Raw genomic sequence first — 13,184 nt, forward strand, 5'->3', positions numbered from 1 at the left:
CCTGACCCCTTGTCGACCGACCTGACGGCCGCCTTCGCGTCCGAGGCGGCAGCTCTCGACGCCGCCGACCCCCTCGCGCAGCACCGCGCCGCCTTCGTCGGCGCCGAGACGTCGCTGATCTACTTCGACGGCAACTCCCTCGGGCGGCCTCCGCGGGCGACCGCGGGGCGTCTCGCGCGCTTCGTCGAAGACGAGTGGGGCGGTCGCCTGATCCGGGGCTGGGACGAGTCCTGGATGCAGCTGCCGTTCGAGATCGGCGACCGCATCGGCGCCGTGGCGCTGGGCGCTGCCGCGGGGCAGACCGTCATCGGCGATTCGACGACGGTGCTCCTCTACAAGCTCCTGCGTGCCGCCCTGGACGCGCGGATGGCCGTCGATCCCGACCGCGTCGAGATCGTCGTCGGCCGCGACGACTTCCCGACCGATCGGTACCTGGTCGAGGGCATCGCCGCAGAACGCGGGGCGCGCGTGGTGTGGGTCGAGGTCGACACGACGCGCGGCGTCGAACCGGGGCTCCTCCGCGCGGTGGTCGGCCCCCGCACGGCGGTCGTCCTGCTGAGCCACGTGTCGTATCGCTCGGGGTTCCTCGCCGACGGGGCCGAGCTGACACGCATCGCGCAGGATGCCGGAGCGCTCGTGCTGTGGGACCTGTGCCACTCGGCGGGTTCGGTGCCGGTCGAGCTCGACGCGTGGGGCACCGATCTCGCCGTCGGGTGCACCTATAAGTACCTCAACGGCGGACCCGGGTCCCCCGCCTTCGCCTACGTCGCCACGCGCCACCACGACACCCTCGCCCAGCCGGTCCAGGGGTGGATGGGGGCGGCCGATGTCTTCTCGATGGGCCCGGAGTACCGGCCCGCGACGGGGATGCGCCGCTTCCTCTCGGGGACGCCGCCGATCCTCGGCATGATCGCGATGCAGGACACGCTCGACCTCCTCGAAACGGCGGGGATCGCCGCCGTGCGTGAGAAGTCCGTCGCGCTCACCGAGTTCGCTCTGCGCGTGAGCGATGGCATCCTGTCTCCCCTCGACGTCCGTGTCGCCTCACCGCGGGACGCGGCGGAGCGGGGCGGGCACGTGACGCTCTCGCACCCGGCGATGCGCGCGGTCACCGCCCGCCTGTGGACGCAGGATGTCCTGCCCGACTACCGCGATCCGGGGGGACTGCGCATCGGCCTGTCACCGCTGTCGACGAGCTTCGCCGAGGTGCTCACGGGCCTCGAGGCGGTCGCCGAGGCGTTACGCGCCGAGGCCTGAGCTCGCCCCTTCCCGGCGCGGCGCGGCGGGTCTCACCGCGAGGTTGGACATCGAGTGTCCACGAAACGCCGTAACCGGGGGCGCGGTTGCGGCGTGTCTTGGACACTCGACGAGATCGAGGGTCGCGGGTGGCACGGCGCGGTCAGCGCGCGTCGACGTGGTCGCGCAGAACGGAACCGGCGGCGGCGACCGCGCCCGCGTCTCGCTGGTTCGCCGAGACCGCGACGACGAGATTCGTGCGGCCGAGGGCGCGCGCGTGGTCACGCACGCCGTCGAGGTAGCGATCGAGAAGCCGGCCGTAGCCGCGGCCCGAGAGCACGAGCCGGTCGAGGTCGAGCACGTCGGCGAAAGCGACCACTCCCCGGCTGAAAGCGGCCACCGCCTCGTCGATCGCCCGAGCGGCGAGGGGGTCCGTGCCCGCGCGCGCGGCGATGCGATCGGCGGTCAGGGCGGTTCCCGCTTCGTCGACGTAGCTCTTCACGATCGCGTGGGGTGTCGCCACGACGCCGAGACAACCCCGCTGGCCGCAGCGACACGGGGGGCCGGCCGGATCGTTGGGAAGGTGCCGGATGTCGCCCGCGCGTCCGCGCGACCCGCGGACGAGACGCCCGTCGACGACGATCCCCGCACCGAGCTCCCCATCGAGATGGATGACAGCCAGGGCGCGCGAGTCGGCCGCCGCGCCCGTCCACACTTCGCCGGCGGCGGAGAGGAGTGCGGCGCTCTCGAGCCGGACGTCCAGGCCCGTCGCCGCCTCCAACGCGGACCGGAGGGGGAACCCCTCCAACGCGGCGAGAGAGGGCGTATCGAGGATCGCTCCCGCGTCGTCGTGCGGCCCGGGCACGGCGACGCACAGACCCTCGACGAGTCCATCACCCAGCGATGTCGCCGCGAGCAGCTCGGTGACGGCTGCGGCCACGGAGGCGACGATGTCGTTCGGGTCTGCGTCCGCCGCGCCGGCCACGCCGATGCGGCCGACGACGGCACCCCAGAGGTTGGCCACGACGACCTGCACCGATTCAGGACCGAGCTGCACCCCGAGGCCGTAGCGCGTCGTCGGGTTGACGTCGAGCAGCTCGCGGCGCTTCCCCCCGGTGGACTCGCTGTGACCCACCGACATGACGAGCTTTTGGTCGATCAGGTGGCGCACGGCGTTCGTCATCGTCGCGGGGGTGAGGCCCGTCGCGGCGGCGAGCTCGATGCGGCTGATCGGACCACGCGTGCGGATGACGTCGAGCACCAGCGACGGCGTGGAGACGCCGGTCGTCTCTCCCGGCATACTTTCTCTCACCCGCTTAATTTAGTAGGTTGAATAACACCCGTGACCGTTCTGATACTACCGTCCACCCGGATCCGCGTGGGCGTGACGGCGGGCCTCTCCCGGAAGGAACACCGACGCTGATGTACCACCCCCTCGACGAAGGCTGGAGCCTGACCCTCCTCCGCGGAGACCGCCCGGACGCCTATGCGGCCCTCGACGACGGCATCCCGGCGACCGTTCCCGGGGTCGCGCACACCGACCTCCTCGCCGCCGGCCTGATGGCCGATCCCTTCCCGGGCGCGCAGGAGGCCGAACTCGCGTGGATCGGAGAATCGGACTGGCGTTACCGATCGACGTTCTCGTGGCACCCCACCCTCGATGACGCGCGCGTCGACCTCGTCGCGGACGGACTCGACACCGTCGCGACCGTCCGCATCAACGACGTGGTCGTGCTCGAAACGGTGAATCAGCACCGCAGCTACCGTGCCGACCTCGCCGCGGTGCTGCGCGAGGGCGAGAACACCCTCGAGGTCGACTTCCGCTCTCCCGTGCGTTACGCCCGCGAGCGGGAAGCTGTCCTCGGCGAGCGCCCCCACTCGTACGCGCACCCGTTCAACACCATCCGCAAGAGCGCCTGCAACTTCGGCTGGGACTGGGGTCCCGACTTCGCCACCGCCGGCATCTGGCGCCCCCTGGGCCTGCAGGAATGGGCGCACGTGCGCATCGCGGCGGTGCGCCCGGTGGTCGATGTCGTCGACGGCATCCCGCATCTCACCGCGAATGTCGACCTCGAGTGGCAGGGCGACGACGAGGAGCCGGTCACGGTCGAGATCGAGGTCGCGGGAGCCTCCGCGCGAGTCGAGGCGCGGCCCGGTCAGCCCGTCGTGATCGAACTCGATGTCCCGGATGCCGAGCCTTGGTGGCCCCGCGGCTACGGCGAAGCACGGCTCTACGACCTCACCGTGCGCGTGGACGACGGTTCCGACGAAGCGACCCGGTGGTCTCGAGCGATCGGATTCCGCCACGTCGAGGTCGACATCGCGCCCGACGACCAGGGCAGCCCGTTCTCGGTGCGCATCAACGGCCGGGACGTGTACGTGCACGGGGCCAACTGGATTCCCGACGACGTCTTCGTCACCCGCATCACGCCCGAGAGCCTCGCGGCCTCGATCGCGGATGCCACGGACGCGGGCCTGAACCTGCTGCGCGTGTGGGGCGGCGGCCTCTACGAGAGCGACGATTTCTACGACATCTGCGACCGCGAGGGCGTCCTCGTCTGGCAGGACTTCCTGCTCGCGTGCGCCGCGTACTCCGAGGATGCCGAGCTGTGGGACGAGTTCGAGGCGGAGGCACGGGAGGCCGTCACGCGTCTGACGAGCCACCCGAGCCTCGTGATCTGGAACGGCGGCAACGAGAACATCTGGGGCTACGTCGACTGGAAATGGCGCACTCGTTTGAACGGGCGCACGTGGGGCGAGGGCTACTATCGCGACCTCTTCCCCCGCATCGTCGCCGAGCTCGCACCGACGACCTTCTACTCGGACGGGAGCCCCTTCTCGTTCAGCTCGTACGTCCACCCCAACGACGACGCCCACGGAACGATGCACATCTGGGACGTCTGGAACACGCGCGACTACGACGGCTACCGCGCCTACCACCCCCGGTTCGTCTCGGAGTTCGGCTTCCAGGGCCCACCCGCGTTCTCGACGCTCGAGAGCGTCGTGCGCGACGAGCCCCGCAGCCCCTTCGGACGCGAGATGCTCGCGCACCAGAAGGCGAACGAGGGCAACGACAAGCTCGAGCGGGGCCTGGGTGCGCACCTGCCGGCGCCCGACGACTACGCCGACTGGCACTGGACGATGCAGCTGAACCAGGCGCGGGCGGTCTCGTTCGGCATCGAGTGGTTCCGCTCGCTGTTCCCCCTGAACCGCGGGTGGATCGTGTGGCAACTCAACGACTGCTGGCCGGTCGTGTCGTGGGCCGCGGTCGACAGCCACCGTCACCGCAAGCCCCTCTGGTACGAGCTGCGACGCGTCTCCGCGCCGCGACTGCTGACGATCCAGCCCGCACTCGACGGCGACGGCCTGCGCGTGAGCCTTCACAACGACAGCGACCAGGCGATCGCCGGCCGCGTCGAGCTGCGCCGCGAGGGCCTCGACGGCACCGTCCTGGCATCCCTCACTCTCGATCTCGAGGTGGCGGCGCGCTCGGCCTGGACAGCACCGATCGATGCGTCGCTGGCCGCAGCCGGCGACCCGTCGCGCGAAGTGCTCGTCGCCGAGTCGTCCTCGGGGGAGCGCGGTCTGCACTACTTCGTGGAGGACACCGCCCTCGCCCTCGTCGACGCGACGGCGGTGGACGCGCGCGCCGTCGCGGACGGCTACGAGGTCACGCTGACCGCGCAGACTCTGGTGAAGGATGCCACGCTCCTCGTGGACCTCGTGGATCCCGCCGCTCGCGTGGATTCGGGCATGGTGACCCTGACCGCCGGAGAACGACACGTCTTCCGGGTGAGCGGCCCCGCGGGGATCGACCCCGCGGCCTTCACGCGGGCCGGTGTCCTGCGCTCCGCGAACGACCTGGTCGCCCGCGCGCTCGCGAGATAGGCGATACTGGCGACGATGATGGTCGAGCCCGCACCCCCCTCCGCTCTGCGGCGCTCCGTCGGCCTGGTGCTCCGGCGCCCCGTGCGTCAGCTCGGCGTCGAAGCCTTCTACAGCGACTTCATGAGCGGGCTCGAAGAGGTGCTCACGGAGCACCGTCGCCCCTTCGTGCTGCAGGTGGTGCCCGACCTCGACGAGGAACTCGACGCGTATCAGCGCTGGGCGCAGTCGGGTCGGGTCGCGGGGGTTGTGCTGGTCGACATCCTCGAGCAGCACGACCCCCGGCTCGAGCTGGCCGACCGTCTCGGATTCGCGAGCGTCGCCCTGGCCCACCCCAACGACGCTCCCGACCACGCTGTCGTCTGGGTCGACGACGAGGCACCCATGCAGACCGCCGTGGAGTACCTGCGCGAACTCGGCCACACGCGCATCGGACGGGTCTCGGGCCCGGACGACCTCGCCCACACCGTCCGCCGCACGCACGCCTTCGAGGCGGTGGCGGCGCGTCTGGGCCTCGACGCCCACATCGAGGTCGGCGACTTCACCGGTGCCGGCGGCGTCGCCGCCGTCGATCGCCTGATGGCGGGCGCGAACGCCCCGACCGCGATCGTCTTCGACAACGACGTGATGGCCGCGGCCGCGGCATCCGCTCTCACCTCGCGCGGGGTCGACGTGCCCGGCGACCTGTCACTCCTGGCCTGGGACGACTCGGTGCTGTGCCGCTCGACGGTGCCGTCGCTCAGCGCGATGGCCCGTGACATCGCTCTCTTGGGAGAGCGCGCGGGGACGGCGATCCTGCAGGCGCTGGGGCACGACGCCCAGCCGGTGATGACCGCTCCGTCACCGGAAATGATCGTGCGCGACTCGACGGCTCGGGCGCGCTGACCGGACACCCCTCGTCGTGGGATCAGTCCGTGAACCCCGGGGCAGACCCCGTCGTCGCGGGCATACGCCAGGACATCGAGGGCATACGCCAGGACAGAGAGCGAGAGGCGATGCCAGAAGAACCGAGGACTAGCCTCGAATCGTGACCGAACCCCTCTTGATCGTGGTGGCCGGTGTCGTCGTGGTGGCGCTGGTGACGGTGATCGCGCCGCGCTTCAACGTCGCCGGGCCGCTGGTGCTCATGGCGATCGGGCTCGGGGTGAGCCTGCTGCCGTTCTTCCCGCCGTTCGTCCTCGACCCCGAGGTCATCCTGGTCGGGGTCCTCCCGCCGCTGCTGTACTCGGCGGCGGTGCAGTTGCCGGCCATCGAGTTCCGCCGAGATTTCGTCCCGATCGCGGGGCTCTCGGTCCTCCTCGTCGTGCTGAGCTCGGTGGTGCTCGGACTCTTCTTCTGGGCGGTCATCCCCGGCGTCGGTCTCGCCCTCGGCATCGCCCTCGGCGCGATCCTCAGCCCCACGGATGCCGTCGCCACCTCGATCGCGAAACGACTCGGGATCGCGCCACGCGTCGTCACCACCCTCGAGGGCGAGAGCCTCCTCAACGACGCCACCGCGCTGGTGCTGCTGCGCACCGCGGTGGCGGCTCTGGCATCCGGATTCGCCTTCGGCGACGCCGTCGGCAACTTCGCGTGGGGTGTCTTCCTCGCCCTGCTGTTCGGCGCCGTCGTCGGATGGGGCAACCTGCGCCTGCGCGAGCGGGTGACGAACTCGGCGGCCAACACCGCGCTCAGCTTCACCGTGCCGTTCATCGCCTATCTGCCGACCGAGCACTTCGGCGGATCGGGACTGGTCGCGGCGGTCGTCGCGGGGATCGTGACCGGCCAGGGCGCCGCACGACGGTTCACGCCGGAACAACGACTGAGCGACCGCGTCAACTGGCGCACCATCGAGCTGCTCCTCGAGGGTGGAGTTTTCCTCGTCTTCGGCCTCGAGCTGAAGGACATCGTCATCAGCAACCTGCGCGAGAACGAGGGTCTGTGGCACGGCGCGTGGCTGGCGCTGTCGGCCCTCGGGATCGCACTGGCGGTCCGCGCCGTGTACGTCACAGGTCTGATTTGGGTGCAGGGTCGACGCAGCCGCGACCTGGCACGCCACCGATGGCGGGTGGATGCCGCCCAGCAACGACTCGACCGCTTCGAAGACGCGTATCGCAACGACCCCGCGAGCCTCTCGGGCCGGGCCGACGACCCCGCCCGCGCGGCTCGGCGAATCGGCTGGATGCGCTCGCGCATCGCCCGCACGGTCGCCGACCTCGACTACTACCGCGACACGCCCCTGGGCTGGCGACACGGCGTCGTGATCGTGTGGGCCGGGATGCGCGGCGTCGTCACGCTCGCCGCCGCGCAGACTCTCCCGCGCGACGGGTTGACCGACCGACCGCTGCTCATCTTCGTGGCGTTCCTCGTCGCGCTGCTGAGCCTCGTCCTGCAAGGCGTCACACTCCCCGCGGTCGTACGAGCGGTCGGCCTGGGAGGCGAGGGCGGCGAGGGGCCGTCGCGCGAGGAGCAACGAGCGCTCGACGCGGAGCTTCGGGATGCCGCGGTCTCGGCGCTGCGCTCGGGTTCTCTCACCCGACGGGACGGTGAGAGCTTCCCCGCCGAGATCATCGACCGAGCGGGATCACGACTGACCGAGCCGCCCGACGAGGAAGCGACCGCGCGCGTGCGGGACCTGCTGCAGTTGCGCCTCGCGTCGATCGAGGTGATGCGCGACCGCCTGAACGATCTCGCGAACGACGGCCGCTACAGCACGGCCGCCCTGCGCCACGCCCTCGCGGAGCTCGACGCCGACCAAATCAGCCTCGAGTTGCGCATCGACGACGAGGACGACGACTGACGGGTGGCTGGTGGGCGCTCGAGGCGGTCGGGCGCGCCGCGGCGCGGGCTGAGCGCGGCGCGGCGAGGGCTGAGCGCGGCGCGGGCTGAGCGCGACACGGGCTGAGCGCGACACGGGCTGAGCGCGGCGCCCCGCGTGGTCCTGGGCGACGCCCGGGACTCTGCGCGGGACGCACAGCGCGGTGTCCCCGGAATGCGGTGGGCACGGGAGGCGGTGTGCGCTCCGCGCCGGACGCCGCGTGCGGCACAATGGAAGCGGAGGTTTCCATGAGCGATCCGATCCCGACGACGACGTCACCCGCGGATGCCGCCGGGACCGGCGCCGTGCCCATCGCGCACGCCGCGGCTGAGTGTCCGAAGTGCTTCACCGAGCTGCAGAGCGACCGCGACTGGTGGCGCGCCCGGCCCGCCGGGTCGCGCCTCGTGGGTTTGGTGGTCTCGCGACCCGGGATGCCCAGTGTCGTCCAGCAGCGCGATGACCTCACCCGTTTCGGTGTGCCGATCGAGGGCTTCCGGCACCCGGCCCCCGAGACGCTCGAGGGATGGGCGGCGCGCCTGGACCGGTTCTTCAGCACGCTGACGCGCGGTGACGTGCTCGTCGTGACGAGCGCTCGCTCTCTCGGGGTGACGCGCGACGACGAGACGCGGGCGGTCGCCGAGCTCCGTCAACGGGGCGTGATGGTGAAGGTCCTCTCGCACGGGGAGCGTCACCTGCACGATGCGGTCGCACCCCTCTGACGTCCGTTCCGGGTTTCTGACGGCGGTTCAGGCCCCCACGTAGCGGGCGAGATGTTCGCCCGTGAGGGTGGAGCGGGCGGCGACGAGATCGGCGGGGGTGCCCTCGAAGACTACCCGTCCGCCGTCATGGCCGGCCCCGGGTCCGAGATCGATGATCCAGTCGGCGTGCGCCATGACCGCTTGGTGGTGCTCGATCACGACGACCGTGTTTCCGGCATCCACGAGTCGGTCGAGCAGACCCAGCAGATTGTCGACGTCGGCGAGGTGCAGGCCCGTCGTCGGCTCATCGAGGACGTACACCGCCCCGGACTTCGCCATCGAGATGGCGAGCTTGAGTCGCTGCCGCTCGCCGCCCGAGAGGGTGTTCAGCGCCTGGCCGAGCGTGAGATACCCGAGCCCGACATCGACGAGTCGGCCGAGGACCGCGACCGCAGGCCCGGTGGTGAGGAACGCGGATGCCTCGGACACCGACATCGCCAGGACCTCGGCGATGTTCTTGCCGTGGAGTGTGTACTCGAGCACCTCGTCGGAGAAGCCGCTCCCGCCGCACAGCTCGCAGTCCGTTTCGACGGTCGATTGGAAGCCGAGCTGCGTGACGATCACGCCGAGACCCTTGCAGGCGGCGCAGGCCCCTTCGGAGTTCGCGCTGAACAGGGCGGGCTTCACGCCGTTCGCCTTCGCGAAGGCGGCGCGGACCGCGTCGAGGATGCCCGTGTAGGTGGCGGGGCTGCTGCGGCGCGAGCCCTTGATGGGCGTCTGGTCGACGACCACCACGTCGTCGAAGGCGGGGAGTGCGCCGTGGATGAGGGACGACTTGCCGGATCCGGCGACCCCCGTGACGACGGTGAGCACCCCCAGGGGGACGTCGACGTCGATGTCGCGGAGGTTGTGCCGGGTCGCCCCGCGGATCGGGAGTGCGCCGGTGGCGGAACGCACCGCGCTCTTGAGCTCGGCCCGGTGGTCGAGGAAGCGACCCGTGAGGGTGCGAGAAGCGCGGAGGCCGGCGACATCACCCTCGTACTGCACGGTTCCGCCGTCGCGTCCCGCGCGAGGGCCGAGGTCGACGACGTGATCGGCGATGTCGATCACCTCGGGCTTGTGCTCCACGACGAGCACCGTGTTGCCTTTGTCACGCAGCTGCAGGAGGGTTTCGTTCATCCGCTGGATGTCGTGCGGGTGAAGACCCGCCGTGGGCTCGTCGAAGACGTAGGTGATGTCGGTGAGGCTCGAGCCGAGGTGGCGGATCATCTTGGTGCGCTGCGCCTCACCGCCTGACAGGGTGCCGCTGGCACGGTCGAGCGAGAGGTATCCGAGCCCGATATGGACGAACGCGTCGAGCGTGTCGCGGAGTCCCTGCACGAGCGGAGCCACCGAGGGATCGTCGACCGTGCGCACCCAGGCGGCGAGGTCGGTGATCTGCATGGCGGCGGCATCCGCGATGTTCACCCCGCCGATGCGCGACGACCGAGCGCCCTCATTGAGACGGGTTCCCCCGCACGCCGGACAGGCGATGAAGGTGACGGCGCGATCGACGAACGCACGGATGTGAGGCTGAAGGGCGTCACGGTCTTTCTGCAGCATGCTCTTGGTGACCTTGGGAACGAGCCCCTCGTAGGTCATGTTGGTGTTCGCGATGCGCACCTTCGTCTGCTCTTTGTAGAGCAGGTCGTGGCGTTCTTCGGCGGTGAACTCTGAGACGGGTTTGTCGCCGTCGAAGAAGCCCGACTCGCTGAAGACCCGGACCATCCAACCGTCGGCCGTGTAACCGGGCACGGTGATCGCTCCGCCGTTCAGCGACTTCGTTTCGTCGAGGAGCTGCGAGATGTCGATGTCGCTGACGTGACCGAGACCCTCGCAGTCGGGGCACATCCCGCCCGTGATCTCGAACGAGCGCCGCTCCTTTTGCCCCTTTCGCGCCCCGGTGGCGATCGTGACGGCACCGGCCCCCGAGATCGAGGGGACGTTGAAGGAGAACGCCTGAGAAGACCCGACGTGAGGCTGACCGAGCCGGCTGAACAGCACGCGCAACATGGCGTGCACGTCGGTGGCCGTACCGACCGTCGACCGGGCGTTGGCGGCCATGCGCTCCTGGTCGACACGGATCGTGGCGCTGAGATTCTCGAGCGCGTCGACGTCGGGGCGGGAGAGCTGCCCCATGAACTGCTGAACGAAGGTGGGGTACGTCTCGTTGATGAGCCGCTGCGACTCGGCGGCGATCGTGCCGAAGACGAGCGACGACTTGCCCGAGCCGCTGACACCGGTGAAGACCGTGAGCCGGCGCTTGGGAACGTCGAGGTCGACGTTCTGCAGGTTGTTCTCGCGGGCACCGCGCACGCGGATGACGTCGTGGGCGTCGGGGTCGGTCATGGGCGCCTCCTCGGGATCGTCCCAGTGTGGCGGAGACCTCCGACATTCGCGACGGCGCCGCTTGCGCTGCGGGCGCCCGGGCGTACCGTCGCGCGGAGTCCCGGGCGACGGTCTGTGCCGTCAGGCGGAGTCCGGGGCGAAACGCCGAGGCCGCGGCATCCGCAAGCGGCGGGTCGCGGCTCGACTCCGCAGGACGGCACGGCATACGCACGCCGGCACCCACGGCGACCCGGGCGTACCGTCACGCGGAGTCCCGGGCCGCGACGCGTACCGTCCCGCGGTGTCCGGGGCGAAACGCCGAGGCCGCGGCATCCGCAAGCGGCGGGTCGCGGCTCAACTCCGCACGACGGCACACCACACGCACGCCGGCACCCACGGCGACCCGGCCGTACCGCCACGCGGAATCACGGCGCCGCGACGCGTACCGTCACGCGGAGACCGGGGCTAAACGCCGAGGCCGCGGCATCCGGAACCGGCGTGTCGCGGCTCAACTCCGCACGACGGCACACCCCCGGCCCACGGTGCGGCACACCCGTGCCGATCGGCGCCGCGCCGGCGCCGAGGCTCGCTCCGGAAACGACGGTGCCCCCGCGGACGAATCCGCGGGGGGTGCTCCTATGACGTTTGTCAAGCTGTGATGGGTAGCCGGGGTTGGTAGAGGGTGCCGTCGCGGAGCATGGCGTAGAGGACGTCGGAGCGTCGGCGTGCGAGGGCGATGAGGGCTTGGTTGTGGCGTTTGCCCTGCGCGATCTTGCGGTTGTAGTAGGCGCGTGATTCGGGGTCGCGGAGGGCGGCGAAGGCGGAGAGGAACAGGGCGCGTTTGAGGGTCTTGTTGCCGCGCCTGGAGGGGTGTTCGCCGCGGATCGAGGTGCCGGATCTGCGGGTGACGGGCGCGAGGCCGGCGTAGGCGGCGAGATGACCGGCGGTCGGGAACGCTTTGCCGGCGACTTCGGTGAGGAGTCGGGCTGCTGTCCTGACGCCGACTCCGGGCATGCTCGTCAGGACGGGGTGAAGAGGGTGCGCCTCGACGAGGGTTTCGACTTCGGCGGCGACGTCGTCGCGTTGGGTTTGGAGGGTCTGTAGTTGCGCTGCGAGGCGGGGCAGGACGAGGGCTGCGGCGTTGGTTCCGGTGACGGTGACCGTTTGCTGTCCGAGCGCTGCGGTGATCTCCTCCGCCCAGACGCGTCCTTTCCGTGGGGCGTGTTTGAGGAGTAGGTTGCCCAGGCGCTTCGTCCCGGCGGTGCGCATAGCCTCCGGCGAGGGGTGCTTGCGTAGCAGGGTGAGCATCGCCGGGTGATCCAGGTGCGCTCCGATGACGCGTTCGAGGGCGGGGTGGATCTGGGTGAGAAGGCCGCGGATGCGGTTGCTGACCTGGGTGATCTGCGCGGCGAGATCGTCATCGAAGCCGCAGAGCATCGTTAGTTCCGCGACCTGTTCATCGTCGACCTGGATCGATCGGAGCGTGTGCGGCATGGTGCGGGCGGTCTCGGCGATGATCGCGGCATCCCGCGCGTCGGTCTTCGCCTCCCCGGGGTGCAGGTCCGCGATGCGGCGCATGGACAAGCCCGGGAGGTAGCCGACGATCGCGCCGGCGGCCCGGGCGACGGCGACGGGGAGAGCGCCGATGGTGGCGGGCTGGTCGACGACGACCAGCACCGGACCGTGGATGCTGAGGTCGGCGATGATCTGCCGCAACCGGGCCTCATCCTGCGGGAGGGTCTTGTCGTAGAGCTTCTTACCAGCGCGGTCGAGGGCGACGGCGTGATGCTCGCTCTTGCCGACGTCGAGGCCGACGAACACCGCGACGGTGTCGTAGCCGGCGATGGTTGTGGTCATGGTGGTCCCTCCGTTCCTTGTCCGAACGGCAACCATGCAGGCGGCATGTCTCGGCATCCACGTTACGGACGGCCTCACGCCAACGCGCGGGTCGAGCTCCTATCAGCGATCACACACCGCCAACCAGGCCCGGTGACAACACCCCCCAGATCATGAGCGACAGGGGGCAGAAAACCATGCCAGGCCCGGCAGGCTGCCACCGCTCAGCATGCCGCCGAACGGATCACGAAGAAAGTAACGGGGCATCGGCGGAGGTCATGCGCGCGGAAGCTTTTGCTCGTTCTGAGATCTCGCCCGCGGGTCGAAAAGCCGCGTCAGCGCGTCCTGCCGGCCAGGACGGTTGC

General features: G+C 70.4%; 8 protein-coding genes. 5 read left to right on the forward strand and 3 right to left on the reverse strand.

The features are described 5' to 3' along the window. Positions 1 to 9: 9 nt before the first annotated feature. Positions 10 to 1,257, forward strand: a complete 1,248-nt coding sequence (locus tag AB0O24_RS09740; protein WP_363374477.1) for an aminotransferase class V-fold PLP-dependent enzyme — start codon at positions 10 to 12, stop codon at positions 1,255 to 1,257. A gap of 142 nt (positions 1,258 to 1,399) precedes the next feature. Here the strand turns inward: AB0O24_RS09740 and AB0O24_RS09745 are convergent, their stop codons facing one another. After that, the gene (locus tag AB0O24_RS09745) at positions 1,400 to 2,548 is read right to left on the reverse strand and encodes an ROK family transcriptional regulator (RefSeq protein WP_307383005.1); all 1,149 of its coding nucleotides are present in this window, start codon (positions 2,546 to 2,548) and stop codon (positions 1,400 to 1,402) included. 110 nt (positions 2,549 to 2,658) lie between these two features. Between AB0O24_RS09745 and AB0O24_RS09750 the strand changes: the two genes are divergently transcribed. The 4 genes from AB0O24_RS09750 to AB0O24_RS09765 all read left to right on the forward strand — a co-directional run bounded on the left by AB0O24_RS09750 (position 2,659) and on the right by AB0O24_RS09765 (position 8,637). Beyond that, the gene (locus tag AB0O24_RS09750) at positions 2,659 to 5,124 is read left to right on the forward strand and encodes a glycoside hydrolase family 2 protein (RefSeq protein WP_363374481.1); all 2,466 of its coding nucleotides are present in this window, start codon (positions 2,659 to 2,661) and stop codon (positions 5,122 to 5,124) included. Between the two features lie 15 nt (positions 5,125 to 5,139). After that, positions 5,140 to 6,006, forward strand: a complete 867-nt coding sequence (locus tag AB0O24_RS09755; protein WP_363374484.1) for a substrate-binding domain-containing protein — start codon at positions 5,140 to 5,142, stop codon at positions 6,004 to 6,006. Between the two features lie 142 nt (positions 6,007 to 6,148). Beyond that, positions 6,149 to 7,900 (forward strand): sodium:proton antiporter, encoded by a 1,752-nt coding sequence (locus tag AB0O24_RS09760; protein ID WP_363374487.1) that lies wholly within the window; start codon positions 6,149 to 6,151, stop codon positions 7,898 to 7,900. 266 nt (positions 7,901 to 8,166) lie between these two features. Next, the gene (locus AB0O24_RS09765; protein WP_275797670.1) at positions 8,167 to 8,637 is read left to right on the forward strand and encodes a dehydrogenase; all 471 of its coding nucleotides are present in this window, start codon (positions 8,167 to 8,169) and stop codon (positions 8,635 to 8,637) included. 27 nt (positions 8,638 to 8,664) lie between these two features. On the opposite strand, the gene AB0O24_RS09770 is transcribed toward AB0O24_RS09765, so the two are convergent. Both AB0O24_RS09770 and AB0O24_RS09775 read right to left on the reverse strand, forming a co-directional pair. Continuing rightward, positions 8,665 to 11,004 (reverse strand): excinuclease ABC subunit UvrA, encoded by a 2,340-nt coding sequence (locus AB0O24_RS09770; RefSeq protein WP_275797668.1) that lies wholly within the window; start codon positions 11,002 to 11,004, stop codon positions 8,665 to 8,667. A 627-nt stretch (positions 11,005 to 11,631) separates the two neighbouring features. Next, complete coding sequence (locus AB0O24_RS09775; RefSeq protein ID WP_363374490.1) at positions 11,632 to 12,840, reverse strand: IS110 family transposase; 1,209 nt, start codon at positions 12,838 to 12,840, stop codon at positions 11,632 to 11,634. Positions 12,841 to 13,184: the final 344 nt, after the last annotated feature.

This window comes from Microbacterium sp. NPDC086615 (genome assembly GCF_040686055.1).
Lineage (GTDB): Bacteria > Actinomycetota > Actinomycetes > Actinomycetales > Microbacteriaceae > Microbacterium.

Bases quoted from the DNA above. Each gene is read 5' to 3' on its own strand.
- AB0O24_RS09775 (WP_363374490.1), bottom strand. From the start codon at position 12,840: ATGACCACAACCATCGCCGGCTACGACACCGTCGCGGTGTTCGTCGGC.
- AB0O24_RS09770 (WP_275797668.1), bottom strand. From the start codon at position 11,004: ATGACCGACCCCGACGCCCACGACGTCATCCGCGTGCGCGGTGCCCGC.
- AB0O24_RS09750 (WP_363374481.1), top strand. From the start codon at position 2,659: ATGTACCACCCCCTCGACGAAGGCTGGAGCCTGACCCTCCTCCGCGGA.
- AB0O24_RS09765 (WP_275797670.1), top strand. From the start codon at position 8,167: ATGAGCGATCCGATCCCGACGACGACGTCACCCGCGGATGCCGCCGGG.
- AB0O24_RS09755 (WP_363374484.1), top strand. From the start codon at position 5,140: ATGATGGTCGAGCCCGCACCCCCCTCCGCTCTGCGGCGCTCCGTCGGC.